We start from the raw sequence: 16,211 nt of genomic DNA, 5'->3' as shown, positions 1-16,211 counted from the left end.
AGTTATGAACGGCGGATGGGGCGGCGCAGGCGACGCGACTGAACTCGGACGCGACGTCGGCGGGCGCGCGTAGGGTCGGCGGCATGGGTGCACTCGACGACGGGGAGCGCGTGGTCGTGGCCGACGCCGTGGCGTGGCGGGCGTGGCTGGTCGAGAACCACACCACCTCGACCGGCGCGTGGCTGGTGCGCGCGCGTCCCGGGTCCGACGCCACCGTCGTCGCCTATGAAGACGCGATCCGGCAGGCGCTGTGCTTCGGATGGATCGACGGCCCCACCCGCTCGTTCGACGAGCGCCTCGGCGGCCTGTGGTTCTCACCGCGCCGGCCGCGCAGCGGCTGGGCGGCGACGAACAAGGCACGCGTGGTCGACCTCGAGGCCACCGGCGAGATGACCGACGCCGGACGGCGGGCGATCGCCGTCGCCCGCGAGAACGGATCGTGGAGCGTGCTGGACAACTCCGAGGCGCTCCGCGAGCCCGACGACCTCGCGGCCGCCCTCGACGCCGACGGGGCGGCTCGCGCCGCGTGGGATGCATTCCCGCCCTCGGCGCGCAAGTTCGGCATCGCTCAGGTCGATCTGGCGCGGCGCCCTGCCACGCGCCTGGCCCGCATCACGAGCATCGTCACCGCCGCCCGGGAAGGAAGGCGCCCCTCATGAGCGAGTTCGAACAGACTCTGCTGCTGGGAAGCTCCGCGGTGATCCTGCTGGGCACGCTCATCACGTGGATCGTCGTCTGGATCCGCCGCCGCGACGACTGAGATGCGTCAGGAGACCGCGGCGAGCGCCGGGTAGTCGGTGTACCCCTCAGCGGTGCGGCCGTAGAAGAGCTCGGGGCGCGGTTCGTTCAGGTCGGCGCGCTGCTGCCAGCGGTGCACGAGGTCGGGGTTAGCGATGACGGGGCGCCCCACGCCGACCGCGTCGGCCCAGCCCTCGGCGACGAGGGCCTCGGCCTCCTCCCGCGTGGTGGGGGACGAGAACCCGGAGTTCAGGATCACCGGTGCACCGACGCTGCGGCGGATGCGCTGCACGAGGTCGCCCTGGGGGTGGGCGTGGAGGATGTCGACGAACGCCAGCCCGAGGGGCGCGAGCCCGGCCGCGAGCGCGGCGTAGGTCGCGCGCGCGTCGGCGTCATCCGGCTCGAGGACACCCTGGATGTTGTGCTGCGGCGACAGGCGGATGCCGGTTCGGTCCGCGCCGACGGCCGCGGCGACGGCTTCCGTCACCTCGACGGCGAAACGCGCCCGCGCCTCGGGCGATCCACCGTAGGTGTCTTCGCGCACGTTCGAGGCGGGCGAGAGGAACTCGTGCACGAGGTAGCCGTTCGCGCCGTGCACCTCGACGCCGTCGAACCCGGCCGCGACCGCGTTGCGGGCGGCCTGCGCGAACTGCGCGATCACGGCGGGGATCTCGTCGGTCTCCAGCGCGTGCGGGACGGGCATGTCGACCTTGCCCTCGGGGGTTCGCGTCTGTCCCGGAGCCGGCAGGGCGCTCGGCGCGACGATCCGCTCGGTGCCGGTGATCGCGGTGTGCGAGACACGACCGCCGTGCATCAGCTGCATGACGATGACGCCGCCGGCGGCATGCACCGCGTCGGCGACCAGGCGCCAGCCCTCGATCTGCTCGGGCGTCTCGATGCCCGGTTGGCCGGGGTAGGACATGCCCTCCGCGACAGGCCACACGCCCTCACTGACGATGAGCCCCTGCCCGGCGCGCTGCCGGTAGTACTCGACCATCGCGTCGGTGGGCACGCCGTCGGCACCCGCGCGGGTGCGGGTGAGCGGCGCCATGACGACGCGGTTGGCGAGGTGCAGCGATCCGAAGGTCGCGGGAGAGTAGAGATCCATGGTGACCGCCAACGACGGCGCCGCGACGCCGTATTCCCGAGCCGGGACCTACTGCGGGGCGAGACCCAGGTCGTCGAGATCCACGGCGGCGAGCCACTGCAGGCCCGCCGCCTCGACCGCGGCCTGCGCACCCGTCTTGCGGTCGACGATGACCGCGACCGCGACGGGCTCGGCGCCCTCGCGCCGGAGTGCCTCGACCGCCTTCAGCGCCGACTGACCGGTGGTGGAGGTGTCTTCGACGACCACGACGCGCTTGCCGGCGACATCCGCCCCCTCGACCTGCCGCCCGCGCCCGTGGTCCTTCGGCTCCTTGCGCACGACGAACGCGTCGAGCGGCGCATCGGTGCGGGCCGACTCGTGCATCACGGCGTTGGCGATGGGATCCGCCCCCAGCGTGAGACCGCCCACCGCGACGATGCCGTCGACGTCGCGGATGAGGTCGAGCATGATGCGCCCGATCGCCGGCGCCGCACGGTGGTCGAGCGTGAGCTTGCGCATGTCGACGTAGTACGACGCCTTCTTGCCGCTGGAGAGGGTGAAGTCGCCGTGGAACACGGCCTCGGCCTTGATCAGCGCGATGAGGTTCTGCCGGTCGATCTCGAGGTCTGCGGTGGAGGCGGCGGTCATGGTGTCGAGTCTAGGAGAGTCGGCGGGCGCGCCTAGGCTGGAATCCATGCGCCTGGCCACCTGGAACGTCAACTCGATCCGCGCCCGCGTCGACCGCATCGTCGACTTCGCCGTCCGCGAGCACATCGACGTGCTGGCGATGCAGGAGATCAAGTGCAAGGAGGAGCAGTTCCCCTACGAGGCGTTCGAAGCCGCCGGATTCGAGGTGCGCGCGCACGGCTTCTCCCAGTGGAACGGCGTCGCCGTCGCCAGCCGCGAACCCATGACCGACGTCGAGACCGCCTTCCCGGGCATGCCCGGGTTCGCGAAGGGGCACGAGGGGCCGGATGCGCCGCAGGAGGCGCGCGCCATCGGGGTGACCACCGCCGGCGTGCGGGTGTGGAGCCTGTACGTGCCGAACGGCCGGGGCCTCGGCGATCCGCACTACGACTACAAGCTGCACTGGCTCGCCGCCCTCGAGAAGCACACGCGAGACGTGCTCGCGGCCGACCCCGACCTGCCCCTCGCGCTGGTCGGCGACTACAACATCGCGCCCACCGACGCCGACAACGGAGACCCCGCGATCGTGCCGGGCTTCTCCACGCACGTGTCGCCGCCGGAGCGGCAGGCCTTCGCATCCCTCACCTCCGCGGGCGTGGTCGACGTGGTGCGCCCGCTCATCCCCACCGGCTACACGTACTGGGACTACAAGCGGCTCCGCTTCCCCCGCAACGAGGGCCTGCGCATCGACTTCATCCTCGGATCGGAGACCTTCGCCGACGCGGTGACGGGCGCATCCATCCATCGCGACGAGCGCAAGGGCGAGGGGCCGAGCGATCATGTGCCGGTGGTCGTCGATCTCGACCTCGACGGCGCGGAAGACGACGACCGCCCGATGATCTTCTGACACGCTCCCGGGGTTGTGGCACCGCGGACGGCTCGGGAAGCTGGTCGCATGAAGCCGCTCGCGCGTGTCCTGCTCTCCGTCCTCACCGTTGCGCTCGTGGGCGCCGTCGCCGTGCTGGCCGCCTTCGTCGTCGGCGTCCGAACGAAGAATCCGTCCGTGCTGCGGGCGGCCCGCGTGATCCAGCGCGACGTGATGAACCGCGGCGCGATGCGCACCGCCGGCACGACGGAGTCGCCGTGGACGATCATCCGTCACCGCGGCCGCAGGTCGGGAACGGTCTACGAGACCCCCATCGGCACGCACCGGGAGGGCGACCTCTTCTACGTCACCATCCCCTACGGCCCGGGCACGCAGTGGCTTCGGAACGTGCTCGCCGCAGGAGGTGCGACGCTGATCACGCGCGGCGAGGAGATCGAGGTCGTCGATCCGCGGGTGGTGCCGATCGAGACCACGCCGATGGCGCAGAAGGATCGGGCGGCGATCGCGATCTTCGGGGTCACCGACGCGCTCGTGCTGCGCGTCGCCTCATCCGGCCACGCGTGACCGGGCTCATTTCGCCGACGTCGTCGGCGTCGGCGCGGGGTCCGGCGTCTCCTCCGGTTCGGGCGTGCAGTCCAGCGGGGCGGAGTTGCCGCTCTCGGTGAAGTCCTCGCACGTGAGGAACGCCTTGTGGTTCAGGCCCAGCAGGAACGACGCCACCGCCACCCCGACCACGACCAGCGCGATCAGCCACTTCGTGCTCACGCGCGTCTCGTCGCCGAACTCCGGCCACACGATCCGCACGAGCAGCCACAGCGTGAACGGCAGCCCGATCAGCACAGCGAGGATCGCACCGAGATCGATGAGGAAGACGAAGAGGTCCTCCTCCTCGTCGTTGATGAAGAACATCAGCGCCAGCCACACGCTCGGAAGCAGCAGCAGGAACGCGCGCAGCAGCCGCACGCCGACGGGGCGACGCTCGACGAGCACGAAGACGAACGCCGCCGTGGCCGCCGCCCAGACGGCGAGCAGCTGGTCGAAGAACAGGTCCCCCCACGCGCCGAGGGTGAAGGCGGGCCACCAGACGACGACCGCCATGCCGACCATGGCGACGCCGACGCGGCCGTCCTGACGGCGTGACGTCGACGCTTCGCGATGCTCGCGGCGGCGACGCGTTCGGTCGTTCATCCGGCTCCCCTCCCCCGCACAGTCAACCAGCACATCCCGCCCCGCCGCGGGATCTCCGCCGTCCGAGGGATGTCCGCCGCCGATGCCGCCCGTACGGTGGAGGAATGTCCGCCCTCGACAGCGCGCGCGGTGTGCGCGCGACCACCCGCGCATCGCTGCGGTCAGATGTCTGGCTCGCCGCGGGACTGTTCATCGCCGCCGTGCTCAGCATCGCGCTGAACTCCGTCGCCGGGATCTTCGGCGGCGATGCCCCCGGCCCCGAGTGGGGCCTCGTCTACGCGCTCGCCCTCACCGCCCCGCTCGCGGTGCGGCGGCGCTATCCCGCCACGGTCGCGATCGCCGTCGCCGTGACGTACTTCGTGGGCATGACCGCCCGCATTCCCGAGGTCTACGTCGGCAACATCGCCATCTTCGTGAGCTTCTACACCGTCGGCGCGTGGCTTGTCGATCGCCGGCGAGCCACGATCGTGCGCACGGGCATCATCGCCGGCATGTTCGTGTGGCTGATCGTCACGACCTTCCGCGCCGCGATCGACCCCTCCGACGAGGCGCTGTCGCAAGCCGGACTGTTCTCGCCCTTCGCGGCCTTCATGATCCTGCAGTTCCTCATCAACGCCGCCTTCTTCGGCGGCGCCTACTACATGGGCGAGCGCGCCTTCACCGCCGCCGAGCAGCGCACCGCCCTCGAGCAGCGCACACGTGAGCTCGAGCGCGAGCGCGAGGTGACGACGGCGCAGGCGGTCGCCCTCGACCGGGTGCGCATCGCCCGCGAACTCCACGACGTCGTCGCCCACCACGTCTCGGCGATGGGGGTGCAGGCCGGTGCCGCACGCGCGGTGCTCGATCGGGACCCCGCCGCCGCCCGCGCCGCCCTCGCGGGCGTGGAGGATTCCGCCCGCGGCGCCCTGTCGGAACTGCGGCACCTGCTGGAGACGCTCCGCACCGACGACGCCGAGCCGGTCGACGGCTCCACCCTCACCCTCGCCGGCCTCGGCGACCTCGTCGCCCACGCCCGCGACCACGGACTGCCCACGACACTCACGACGGTCGGGGAACCGCATCCGCTGACCGCCGTCACCGAGGTGAGCCTGTATCGCATCGCCCAGGAGGCGCTCACGAACGCGCGCCGCCATGGCGGCCCCGGCGCCACCGCCGAGGTGCGGCTGCGCTACACCGACGACGGCGTCGAGCTCGAGATCACCAACACCGGACGAACCGTCCTGTCACCGCGCTCCGGGCTCGGCATCGTGGGGATGCGCGAGCGCGCGGCCGCGATCGGCGGCACCCTCACCGCCGCGCCCCGCGAGCGCGGCGGGTTCCTCGTGCGCGCGCACGTGCCCATCACCGCGGAGGTCGCCGCGTGATCCGGGTGCTGCTGGTCGACGACCACGCCGTCATGCGCGCGGGGTTCCGCATGATCCTCGAGGCGACGGGAGAGATCGACGTCGTCGGCGAGGCCGGCACCGGCGCCGAGGCGGTCGCCGCCGCATCCACCCTGCACCCCGACGTGATCTGCATGGACGTGCAGATGCCCGACATGGACGGCATCGACGCCACCCGACGGATCGTCGCGGGCGCCGCCGACGGACCGGCGATCGTGATCGTGACCACCTTCGACCGCGACGACTACCTCTTCCGCGCCCTGTCGGCCGGAGCGAGCGGGTTCGTGCTCAAGAACGCCGGCCCCGAGGAGCTCGTGCACGCCGTGCGCGTGCTCGCCTCGGGCGACGCGCTGCTGGCCCCCGAGGTGACCCGTCGCGTGATCGCGCGCTTCGCGGGCACGGATGCGGCCACCGACGCCACGCCGTCGGATGCACCGCCCGCGGCAGCGTCGTCCGCGGCGGCGTCGGCGGCATCCACTTCCTCCGGCGCGGGCGGCGCGGGCGGCGTCGCGGGCACGCCGGATGCCGTGCCGGCGGCGGAGCTGACCGAGCGCGAGGCCGAGGTGCTGCGGCTGGTCGCGCAGGCGCTGAGCAATGCCGAGATCGCCCAGCGGCTCTACATCGGCGAGGCGACGGTGAAGACGCACGTCTCGAACGTGCTGCAGAAGCTCGGCGCCCGCGACCGCGTCGCGGCCGTCGTCTACGCGCACCGGCACGGCCTGGTCTGATCCTCCTCCCCGGGAGGGAGGCGACGACCCGCCCACGGGGGGATGTCCACATCGGCCCGGGTTTGTAGCGTCGGTGTCGGTGGAAGATCTCCGCCGGAAGGAGCGCGACATGCTGCGACTGCAGGGCCTCACCAAGAGCTACGGCGAGCGCCGGGTGCTCGACGACGTCACGTTCGACGTCGCCCCCGGACGCCTGACCGGATTCGTCGGCGGCAACGGCGCCGGCAAGACCACCACGATGCGCATCGTGCTCGGTGTGCTCGGCGGTGACGCCGGAACCGTGACGCTCGACGGCGCGACGGTCACCTCCGCCGACCGACGGCGGTTCGGGTACATGCCCGAAGAGCGCGGCCTGTACCCGAAGATGAAGGTGCTCGAGCACATCGTCTATCTCGCCCGCCTGCACGGCTTCGGCAAGGCAGACGCCGAATCGCGCGCGCGTGCACTGCTGGAAGACCTCGGTCTCGGCGAGCGCCTCGGCGACAACATCGAGACGCTGTCGCTCGGAAACCGGCAGCGCGCACAGATCGCCGCAGCTCTCGTGCACGACCCCGACGTGCTCATCCTCGACGAGCCCTTCTCGGGTCTCGACCCGCTCGCCGTCGAAGTGGTCGCCGCCGTCCTGCAGGAGCGGGCCGCCGCGGGCGCATCCGTGCTGTTCAGCTCGCACCAGCTCGACGTCGTCGAGCGGCTGTGCGACGACCTCGTCATCATCGCCGGCGGCACCATCCGGGCCAAGGGCGCACGCGACGAGCTGCGCGCCGCCCACGCGCAGCGCCGCTACGAGCTCGTCTCCACCGGCGACGCCGGGTGGCTGCGCGACGAAGAGGGCGTCGAGGTGCGCGACTTCGACGGCGGCTACGCCGTGTTCGACGCCGATTCCGACGAGACGGCCCAGCGGGTGCTCCGCCGCGCCGTCGCCCAGGGCGACGTCGCCAGCTTCGCCCCGCAGCATCCGACCCTGTCGCAGATCTTCAAGGAGGTCATCCAGTGAACGCCACCCCGACCGCCGGCCCCACGACGGCCGGCCCCACGACGGCGCAGAGCGTCTGGCTCGTCGCCGAGCGGGAGATCGGCTCGAAGCTGCGCAGCAAGGCCTTCATCATCTCGTTCGCGATCCTCTTCGTGGGCGCGCTCGCGCTGGTGCTGTGGGGCGGCTTCACCGCGCAGAACACCTCCGGCACGCCCGTCGCGGTGACGTCCGACGCACAGCAGTACGTCGCGGACGTGCCCGGCGTCGACGTGACCGACGCCGCATCCGACGCCGAAGCGCGCGAGCTCGTGAGCTCCGGCGAGGTCGACGCGGCCATCGTGGGCGATTCCGCGTCGCCGACGGGCTTCACGGTCGTCGCCGAATCCAGCCCGCCGACCAATCTGCTGCTCTCCCTGTCGCAGCTGCCCACCGTGGAGCTGCTCGACCCCGACGCCGGGTCGGATGCGCTCGGGTTCGTCGCCGCCATCGGTTTCGGCGTGGTCTTCCTCATGGCGGCATCCCTGTTCGGCGGGACCATCGCGCAATCGGTGGTCGAGGAGAAGCAGACGCGCGTGGTCGAGCTGCTCATCTCGGCGATCCCGGTGCGCTCGCTGCTGGCCGGAAAGGTGATCGGGAACACGATCCTCGCGATGGGGGAGATCCTCATCCTCGTGGCGATCGCCGTGGTGGGCCTGACCGTCACGGGACAGTCCGAGTTGCTGCAGGGCCTCGGGGCGCCGATCGCCTGGTTCGCGGTGTTCTTCTTCTTCGGCTTCGTGCTGCTGGCGACGCTGTTCGCCGCCGCCGCGTCGATGGTCTCGCGCCAGGAGGACATCGGCTCGACCACCACGCCGCTCACGATGCTGATCATGGCGCCGTACTTCCTCGTGATCTTCTTCTACGAGAACCCCGTCGTGCTCGGGATCATGTCGTACGTGCCCTTCTCGGCGCCGGTGGGAATGCCCATGCGCATGTTCCTCGGCGAGGCCCAGTGGTGGGAGCCGCTGCTGTCGCTGGCGATCCTCATCGCCACGTGCCTCGGAGCGATCATCGTCGCCGCGAAGATCTACGAGAACTCGCTGCTGCGCATGGGCGCCCGCGTCAAGCTCTCCGAGGCCCTCTCCCGCTGACGCGCGGGCGGTCGGCGCACGCCGGACGGCGGCGGACGGCGGGCGGCGGACGGCGGCGCACGTGCACGTGCACGTACTCAGGCTGGCGGGCGTCGGGCCCGGGTGAATCCCGGTCCCGGCGCCGCTTCGTCCCCTCAGGGCCTGAATTGGTGCACGTGGTGTGCGACCGACAGGGCGGGCGGAGGCGGCAGGGCCGGCGGAGGCGGCAGCGCCGGCGGCTGGGTGTACGGGCGGTGGGGCGGGCGGAGCGGCTGAGGCGCGCAGGAGGTTCTCCTCCGGCCGTCCCCACCGGCCCTGCCGGCCCCACCGTCCCCACCAGCCCTGCCGTCCCCACCAGCCCTGCCGTCCCCACCGTCCCCACCGTCCCCACCGTCCCCACCGGCCCTGCCCGCCCCGCTGACCCCACCGTCCCCACCGTCCCCGCCGACCCCGCCGGGGATGCGGCCGGGCGGAGCGGACCCGCGCGCGGTGTGCACCAACTCAGGCTCGGCGCGGCCGAATCTGGCCCCGGGCCCGGAATCGGCTACTTCGTCACCGCGCAGCCTGAATTGGTGCACAAGGGGGTCCGGGAGGACGACGGGTCCGCCGACCCGGGGCGACGGCGCGTCCGGCCGAGGCGGGGGCGGGTCAGACGCGGTAGGCGGCGCGACCGGAGTGGCCGACGAGGGCATCCGCGGCGCGCACGAGGGCGAGGTGCGACAGGGCCTGAGGGGTGTTCCCGGCGTGGCGGTCGCGCCCGACGTCGTACTCCTCCGACAGCAGCCCGACGTCGTTCGCGACGGCGCACGCCCGATTCATCAGCTCATCGGCGTCGTCGAGCCGGCCGCTGCTGGCGTACTGCTCGACGAGCCAGAACGTGCAGGCGAGGAAGGGATGCTCGTCGCCGGGGAGGCCGTCGACGCCGCTGTCGGTGAGGTAGCGCAGCAGGAAGCCGTCGCGCATGAGCGTGCGCTCCATCTCGGCGACGGTGCCGAGCATGCGCGGGTCGTCGTGGTCGCAGAAGCCCACCTGGGGCAGGAGCAGCAGCGACGCGTCGACCTCCGTCGAGCCGTAATGCTGCACGAAGTGCCCTCGCTCCGCGTCGAAGCCGTTCGCGTCGATCTCCTCGCGCACCCGGTCGCGCAGGAGCTCCCACGTGGATGCGTCCCCCGGCAGCCCCGTCTCCCTCACGGCGCGCACACCACGGTCGAGCGCCGCCCACACCATCGCCCGCGAGTGGGTGAACATCGTCTCCTCGCCGCGGATCTCCCAGATGCCGCAGTCGGGTCGGTCGAACCACTCCACGACCTGATCCAGCAGGGCCTTCTGCAGCGCCCACGAGAAGTCCGACTCGTCGACGCCGGCGTTGCGGGCCGCCTCGAGAGCGACCATCACCTCGCCGATCACGTCGGCCTGGAACTGCGTGTAGGCACCGTTGCCGAGGCGCACCGGCGCCGACCCCTCGTATCCGGGCAGGCTCGTCAGCTCGCTCTCGGGCAGCTCCCGCTCCCCCGCGATGCCGTACATGATCTGCACGTCGGCGGGGTCTCCGGCGACCGCCCGCAGCAGCCAGCGCCGCCAGCGGAACGCGATGCGCGTGAAGCCGTGCTCGAGCAGCGCCTCGAGGGTGAGGGATGCGTCGCGCAGCCACACATAGCGGTAGTCCCAGTTGCGGGACCCGCCGAAGTCCTCGGGCAGCGACGTGGTCGCCGCGGCGACGATCCCGCCGGTGTCGAGGTGGGTGAGCGCCCGGAGCACCAGCAGCGACCGCACGACCTCCTCGTGGTGCGGTCCGTGGTGCTCGATCGTCTCGGCGAAGTCGCCCCAGAACGACTGCGTCGACGCGCGGACGGCGTCGACGTCGACCGGCGGCGGGGTCGGCAGGTGGGATGCGAACCACGTCAGCGTCACATCGACCTCGTCGCCGGGCCCGACCGTCACGGTGCCGCGATGCCGGTGGTCGACGGCGCGGAGGCGGGCACCCCGCACGACGACCGCGTCGGGTCCGGCGATCCCCAGCAGCGCGGGCGCTTCGTCGTCGCCGATCTGACGCACCCACGGCACGGAGCGCGCGTAGTCGAACCGGACCACGAGCTCGTGATCGAAGGCGACCTCGCCCGAGACGCCGACGATGCGGCGCACGATGTCGGTGCGGTCGCCGTCGATCGGCATGAACTCGTGCACCTCGGCGACACCGTCCACGCTCTCCCATCGGGTGACGAGGGTGAAGGTGTCACCGTCGTAGCGGCGCGTCGGCGTCGCGTGCGGGTCGGCGGGTCGAAGCATCCATCTGCCGTGGTCCTCGTCACCGAGAAGGGCACCGAAGACCGAGGCGGCGTCGTAGCGGGGCGGACAGAACCAGTCGATGCTGCCCTCGCGCGAGACGAGCGCCGCGGTGCGGCAGTCGCTGAGCAGAGCGTAGTCCTCGATGGGTGCGGGCACGGCAGCCTCCCGGGAGCAGTGTGGCGGGCAGCGGTTCGACGCTATCGTGGGCGCCGTGACCTCCGCGACCACGACGCTGCTCATCCTCGGAGCCTCGGGAGACCTCACCTCCCGCCTGCTCCTGCCCGCCCTCGGCGAGCTCCTCACCCGCGAACCCGATCGCCACGTTCACCTGCGCGGCGCCGGTATGGACGACTGGGACGACACGCACTGGCGCGACGTGGTGAAGACCTCGTTCGCTGCCGGTGACGCCGACGCCGCCTTCGCCGCGGTCGATCAGACCACGTACACGCGCGCCGACATCACCAAGGCGGATGACCTGCAGCGCCTTGTCCACGGCGTCGACGGACCCCTCGCGCTGTACTTCGCCGTTCCGCCGGCGATCGCCGCCCGCGCGTGCGAGGCCCTCGCCGACGTGACCCTTCCCGAGGGCACGATCCTGGCGCTCGAGAAGCCCTTCGGAACGGATGCCGACAGCGCGCACGCGCTCAACCGCACGCTCGAGCAGCTCGTCCCCGAGAATCAGATCTTCCGCGTCGATCACTTCCTGGGGCGCTCGACGCTGCTGAACCTGCTCGGCGTGCGCTTCGCGAACCGCGTGATCGAGCCGGTGTGGAACGCCGAGCACGTCGAGAGCGTGCTCGTGCGCTTCGACGAGGCGCTCGGCCTCGAGGGACGCGCGGGCTACTACGACAAGGCCGGCGCGATGATCGACATGATCCAGAGCCACCTGCTGCAGGTGCTGGCCTTCCTCGCGATGACCGCACCCGCATCCCTCGACGAACGCGATCTGCGGGATGCGACCGGCGCGGCCCTGCGCGCGACACACGTGTGGCACGACGACCCCGCGTCCGCCTCCCGGCGCGCGCGCTACACCGCCGGATCGATCGGGGACCGGACGTTCCCCTCCTACGTGGACGAGCCCGGGGTCGACCCGTCGCGCCACACCGAGACGCTCGCCGAGGTGACCTTCGCGGTCGACACCGCGCGCTGGGCGGGCGTACCGTTCACGCTGCGATCGGGCAAGGCGATCGGCGAGCCGGTGCGCGAGATCGTCGTGCAGTTCCGTCCGGTGCGGCACGTGCCGACGGGGCTCACCGGGGATGCATCGGGCTCGGTCATGCGCTTCTCCCTCGGTCCCGACGTGCTCTCGCTCGAGCTCAACGTCAACGGCGCCGACGACCCGTTCGAACTCGAGCGCATCGGCCTGACCGCCGACCTCGGCGCCGGCGCGCTCCGGGCCTACGGCGAGGTGCTCTCGAGCATCCTCGACGGCGATGCCGCCCTCGCGGTGCGCGGGGATGCGGCCGAGCAGTGCTGGCGCATCGTGCAGCCGGTGATCGACGCGTGGCGCGCCGACGACGTGCCGCTGGACGAGTATCCGGCCGGTGCGAGCAACCCCACCGGCTGGCCGTCGCACACGACCCCGCCGCTCAAGCACTGAGGCCGGCGCGGCACCGGCGCGACTCAGGCGTGCAGCACCGCGAGCACGTTGCCCGCGGGGTCCCGGAACCACGCGATGTCCGGGCCGTTCTCGCCGCCGCGCACGATGCCCTTCTCGTCGCCGACGTCGGGGTAGATCCTGGTGTCGACCCCGCGGGCGTTGAGGTCATCGACCGCGGCGTCGATGTCGGGCACCGGGAAGTTCAGGATGGTGAAGGTCGCCGGCACGTGATCATCCTTGGCGTAGACGAAGATCGCCGCGCCGGATCCGAGTCGAAGCGTGAGGAAGCCCATCGCGTTGTCTTCCACGGTGAGGCGGAGTGTGTCGCCGTAGAACGTGCGCGCGGCGTCGAGATCGTCGACGGCGAACCCGCTGAAGGCGTCTGTGGTGCGGAACATGGGGCCTCCGAATCGTCGAAGCAAGCATCCACCCGCGGATGCCCTCAGCGCCAGTGACGGCGTGCGTCAGGAGACGAGGATGCCGTCGGCGTCGGCCCATACGAGGTTGCCGGGGGTGAAGACCACCCCGCCGATCTCGACGGGCACGTCGACCTCGCCGACGCCGTCCTTGACGCTCTTGCGCGGGTTGGATCCGAGGGCCTTCACGCCCAGGTCGAGCGTGGCGAGCACGTCGCGGTCGCGGATCGCGCCGTAGACGATGACGCCGGCCCATCCGTTCTCGACCGCCGAGGAGGCCATGATGTCGCCCATGAGGGCCGACTCCAGCGATCCGCCGCCGTCGACGACGAGCACGGCTCCCTCGCCCGGCGTGGCCAGCACATCCTTCACCAGGCCGTTGTCGCGGAAGCACCGGATCGTGCGGATGGGGCCCTCGAACGCGCGGCGTCCGCCGAGGTCCTGGAACGGCACGGAGACGGAGGCGAGGGCGTCTCCGCGCTCGTCGTAGAGATCGGCGGTCGCGGTCATGCGCCCAGGCTACCGGCGTGCGGGAATGAATTCGCGCGAATGTTGTTTCAGGAGTGCGACGGACGACGGGGCCCGCCGGATCCTTTCGAGAATGGAGTTCCCATGACCCTGCTGCAGGACCGCAGCGCCGACACCGATCACCCCGTGCTCGACGTGATCGCCGAACGATGGAGCACGCGGGTGTTCGACACCGACACCCCGCTCGACGAGTCAGCGCTGCGCCGAGCCCTCGAGGCCGCCCGCTGGGCGCCGTCGGCCAACAACTCCCAGCCGTGGCGCTTCATCGTGGCCCGCCGCGGATCCGCCCCGCACGCCGCCCTCGTCGACACCCTCGGCGGCTTCAACAGGGCGTGGGCGCGCGATGCCGCAGCCCTCGTCGTGTTCGTCGCCCAGACCTCGCGCGATGACGGCACGCCGCAGCGGTGGGCCGAGTACGACACCGGACAGGCATCCGCCTACTTCAGCCTGCAGGCGCACGCGGCCGGACTCGCCACGCACCAGATGGGCGGCTTCGACCACGACGCCGTCGCGCGGGCCTTCGAGCTCGGCGAGAACCTCGAACCGGTCACGATCATCGCCGTCGGAACCATCGGATCCCACGCCGGCATCTCCGAGGAGCTCCGCCAGCGCGAGAACGCCCCGCGCGTGCGTCGCGCCCTCGACGCCTCGGTCCTTCTCGACGCCTGACCCGCATCCGCTGGCGTCACCCTCCCGTGACCCCCGGCCGCCCCGGCTGGGTCAGGGGGCCGGGGCGGGGCCGGCCTGATCGCCGGTCACGCCGATCCGCTGCGCCAGCTGGTCCGGGCGGGGGTTGAGGTCGGGATGCGTCACGGCGACGAACGAGTACGCGTCGCCGTCGGGATCGGGGCCGCGCTCCTTGAACTCGATCGCCAGCTCGAACACGCGCCGGTCCAGCTCCGCCTTGTGCTCGGCGTTCAGGCGCAGTCCGAGCCACGTGAAGCGCACGTCCGCCGGATCGACGCCCTCCAGCTGCTGCCGCATCGTCTCGATCAGCACGACGGACTGGTTCTCGCCGAGCGATGTGCGCCACGACAGTCCCGTCGCCTTGTACGGCACCTCGCGCGCGCCGCGCCGCCCGGCACGCTCCGGCTCGGGTGCGAGCATCCCCGCCTCCACGAGCGTGCGCACGTGGTGCAGCATCGTGCCGGGGTTCACATCCAGCAGCTCGGCGAGCTCCTTGTTCGTGCGTGCGTCGAACCCGCACAGACGCAGGATGCGCAGGCGAAGCGGCGAATTCAGGGCGCGCGCGGCGAACTCGGCCTGCTGCTGCTCGTCTCGTTCCACGCCTCCACCGTACGTGACACGCCGCAGTGATTGACAGAACTCAATCTGTCCCCTCACACTGATTGGCATGTCCCAATCAGACGGGGTGGATGACGTCCCCGCCACCAAGACCTCCCTGTGGCGCGACGCGAACTTCCTCACCCTGTGGAGCGGTCAGTCCCTCGCGCAGTTCGGCGCGCAGATCACCGAACTGGCCGTTCCGGTGCTCGCCGTGCTGCTGCTCGGCGCATCCGAGTTCGAGATCGGCGTGCTCAACGCCGCCAACGTCGCCGCCTTCCTGCTGGTGGGCCTGCCCGCCGGCGCCTGGATCGACCGCCTGCGCAAGCGCCACGTCATGATCGCGGCCGACATCGTGCGCGCCCTCGCGCTCGCGGCGGTGCCGGCGCTGTGGATGCTCGGGGTGCTGGAGATCTGGCAGCTGGTCGCCATCGCGTTCGTCGTCGGCATCGCGACGGTCTTCTTCGACGTGTCGTATCAGAGCATCGTCCCGTCGCTCGTGCGACCCCGGCAGATCGCCGAGGCGAACGGCAAGCTGCAGGCCACCTACGAGCTCGCGAACATCGCCGGCCCCGGCATCGGCGGCTGGCTCGTCGGCGTGCTCACCGCCCCGGTCGCGATGCTCGCGACCGCAGGCACGTACGCCGTGTCGGTCGTCGCGCTGCTGCTCACGCGCGACCGCGAGGAGCCGCGCGCCGCCGATGACCGCGCGCCGATCCTGCACGAGATCCGGGAGGGGCTGCAGTTCGTCTTCGGCGAGCGACTCCTGCGGCGGATCGTCGGCACGACCGCCACGTCGAACTTCTTCGCCGTCATCTCCACGACGCTCCTCCCCCTGTTCCTGCTGCGCGAGCTGGGCTTCACCCCCGCCGCGATGGGCGTGGTGTTCTCCCTCGGCGCGGTCGGCGGACTCCTCGGCGCCATCGCGACACCGCACATCGTCGCGCGCGTGGGCGAAGCCCGCGCCATCCCTCTCAGCGCCATCGGGTGCAGCCTCGCCGCCCTCGTGCTCCCGGTCGCCGCGATCACCCCGGCCTTCGCCTTCCCCCTGCTGGTCGTGCAGTCGTTCGTGCTGAGCTTCCTGGTGCTGCTGTACAACATCACCCAGGTGACCTTCCGGCAGCGGATCACGCCGCCGCGCCTGCTCGGACGCATGAATGCCTCGGTGCGGTTCGTCGTATGGGGCGTCATGCCGCTGGCGGCACTGCTCGCCGGTGGGCTCGGCACGTGGCTCGGCGTCATCCCGACCATGTGGATCGGCGCGATCGGGCAGCTTCTGGCCGCCGGCTTCGTGCTGTTCGGTCCGTTCTGGAGCCTCCGCCGCCTGCCCGATGCCCCCACCGCCGGGTCGTCCCGCGGGTAGTCCCGCCGGCGAAGCG

17 protein-coding genes are annotated in these 16,211 nt (G+C 71.6%); 10 read left to right on the top strand and 7 right to left on the bottom strand.

Annotated elements, in window-relative coordinates; all coding sequences use genetic code 11:
• The first annotated feature begins 83 nt into the window (after positions 1–83).
• Positions 84–659, top strand: a complete 576-nt coding sequence (locus B3S45_RS05865; RefSeq protein ID WP_286717974.1) for a YdeI/OmpD-associated family protein — start codon at positions 84–86, stop codon at positions 657–659.
• 107 nt (positions 660–766) lie between these two features.
• Here B3S45_RS05865 and B3S45_RS05860 read toward each other — a convergent pair whose 3' ends face one another.
• Positions 767–1,846, bottom strand: coding sequence for an alkene reductase (locus B3S45_RS05860; protein WP_286717972.1), 1,080 nt, complete (start codon positions 1,844–1,846; stop codon positions 767–769).
• Between the two features lie 48 nt (positions 1,847–1,894).
• Positions 1,895–2,473, bottom strand: a complete 579-nt coding sequence (gene pyrE, locus B3S45_RS05855) for an orotate phosphoribosyltransferase (RefSeq protein ID WP_071045410.1) — start codon at positions 2,471–2,473, stop codon at positions 1,895–1,897.
• Between the two features lie 46 nt (positions 2,474–2,519).
• On the opposite strand from pyrE, the gene B3S45_RS05850 reads away from it, so the two are divergent.
• Both B3S45_RS05850 and B3S45_RS05845 read left to right on the top strand, forming a co-directional pair.
• The gene (locus B3S45_RS05850; RefSeq protein WP_286717968.1) at positions 2,520–3,359 is read left to right on the top strand and encodes an exodeoxyribonuclease III; all 840 of its coding nucleotides are present in this window, start codon (positions 2,520–2,522) and stop codon (positions 3,357–3,359) included.
• Positions 3,360–3,407: 48 nt separating this feature from the next.
• A complete protein-coding gene (locus B3S45_RS05845) occupies positions 3,408–3,902 on the top strand; it encodes a nitroreductase/quinone reductase family protein (protein WP_071045412.1) in 495 nt (164 codons plus the stop codon).
• A 6-nt stretch (positions 3,903–3,908) separates the two neighbouring features.
• Here B3S45_RS05845 and B3S45_RS05840 read toward each other — a convergent pair whose 3' ends face one another.
• Positions 3,909–4,526 carry a hypothetical protein gene (locus B3S45_RS05840; protein WP_286717964.1) on the bottom strand — a complete coding sequence of 206 codons (618 nt, stop codon included), beginning with the start codon at positions 4,524–4,526 and terminating at the stop codon, positions 3,909–3,911.
• Between the two features lie 104 nt (positions 4,527–4,630).
• On the opposite strand from B3S45_RS05840, the gene B3S45_RS05835 reads away from it, so the two are divergent.
• The 4 genes from B3S45_RS05835 to B3S45_RS05820 all read left to right on the top strand — a co-directional run bounded on the left by B3S45_RS05835 (position 4,631) and on the right by B3S45_RS05820 (position 8,739).
• Positions 4,631–5,890 carry a sensor histidine kinase gene (locus tag B3S45_RS05835; protein ID WP_286717962.1) on the top strand — a complete coding sequence of 420 codons (1,260 nt, stop codon included), beginning with the start codon at positions 4,631–4,633 and terminating at the stop codon, positions 5,888–5,890.
• On the top strand, positions 5,887–6,636 hold the full coding sequence (locus B3S45_RS05830; RefSeq protein WP_286717960.1) for a response regulator: 750 nt from the start codon (positions 5,887–5,889) through the stop codon (positions 6,634–6,636). The genes B3S45_RS05835 and B3S45_RS05830 overlap by 4 nt, the downstream gene beginning before the upstream one ends.
• Positions 6,637–6,745: 109 nt before the next feature.
• Positions 6,746–7,630, top strand: coding sequence for an ABC transporter ATP-binding protein (locus B3S45_RS05825; RefSeq protein WP_286717957.1), 885 nt, complete (start codon positions 6,746–6,748; stop codon positions 7,628–7,630).
• Entirely contained in the window at positions 7,627–8,739 is a 1,113-nt protein-coding gene (locus tag B3S45_RS05820) for an ABC transporter permease (RefSeq protein ID WP_071045416.1), read from the top strand. Before B3S45_RS05825 ends, B3S45_RS05820 begins: the two co-directional genes overlap by 4 nt.
• Before the next feature lie 627 nt (positions 8,740–9,366).
• On the opposite strand, the gene B3S45_RS05815 is transcribed toward B3S45_RS05820, so the two are convergent.
• Positions 9,367–11,160, bottom strand: a complete 1,794-nt coding sequence (locus B3S45_RS05815) for a glycoside hydrolase family 15 protein (RefSeq protein ID WP_286717954.1) — start codon at positions 11,158–11,160, stop codon at positions 9,367–9,369.
• A gap of 46 nt (positions 11,161–11,206) precedes the next feature.
• Between B3S45_RS05815 and B3S45_RS05810 the strand changes: the two genes are divergently transcribed.
• Positions 11,207–12,604, top strand: a complete 1,398-nt coding sequence (locus tag B3S45_RS05810) for a glucose-6-phosphate dehydrogenase (protein WP_071045492.1) — start codon at positions 11,207–11,209, stop codon at positions 12,602–12,604.
• A 23-nt stretch (positions 12,605–12,627) separates the two neighbouring features.
• Here B3S45_RS05810 and B3S45_RS05805 read toward each other — a convergent pair whose 3' ends face one another.
• Both B3S45_RS05805 and rraA read right to left on the bottom strand, forming a co-directional pair.
• Positions 12,628–13,002, bottom strand: a complete 375-nt coding sequence (locus B3S45_RS05805; RefSeq protein WP_286717951.1) for a VOC family protein — start codon at positions 13,000–13,002, stop codon at positions 12,628–12,630.
• A 66-nt stretch (positions 13,003–13,068) separates the two neighbouring features.
• The gene (rraA, locus tag B3S45_RS05800) at positions 13,069–13,530 is read right to left on the bottom strand and encodes a ribonuclease E activity regulator RraA (RefSeq protein ID WP_071045418.1); all 462 of its coding nucleotides are present in this window, start codon (positions 13,528–13,530) and stop codon (positions 13,069–13,071) included.
• A gap of 102 nt (positions 13,531–13,632) precedes the next feature.
• Here rraA and B3S45_RS05795 point away from each other — a divergent pair, with 102 nt between their 5' ends.
• The gene (locus B3S45_RS05795; RefSeq protein WP_071045419.1) at positions 13,633–14,217 is read left to right on the top strand and encodes a nitroreductase family protein; all 585 of its coding nucleotides are present in this window, start codon (positions 13,633–13,635) and stop codon (positions 14,215–14,217) included.
• A 51-nt stretch (positions 14,218–14,268) separates the two neighbouring features.
• Here B3S45_RS05795 and B3S45_RS05790 read toward each other — a convergent pair whose 3' ends face one another.
• Positions 14,269–14,835, bottom strand: coding sequence for an ArsR/SmtB family transcription factor (locus B3S45_RS05790; protein ID WP_286717946.1), 567 nt, complete (start codon positions 14,833–14,835; stop codon positions 14,269–14,271).
• Positions 14,836–14,902: 67 nt separating this feature from the next.
• Here B3S45_RS05790 and B3S45_RS05785 point away from each other — a divergent pair, with 67 nt between their 5' ends.
• Positions 14,903–16,195 carry an MFS transporter gene (locus B3S45_RS05785; RefSeq protein ID WP_286717943.1) on the top strand — a complete coding sequence of 431 codons (1,293 nt, stop codon included), beginning with the start codon at positions 14,903–14,905 and terminating at the stop codon, positions 16,193–16,195.
• Positions 16,196–16,211 lie beyond the last annotated feature (16 nt).

Source organism: Microbacterium sp. UBA1612, from assembly GCF_002321605.1.
Lineage (GTDB): Bacteria > Actinomycetota > Actinomycetes > Actinomycetales > Microbacteriaceae > Microbacterium > Microbacterium luteum.
Note: the sequence above shows the minus strand (reverse complement) of the source record. Positions and strands in the feature narration are given on the sequence as shown.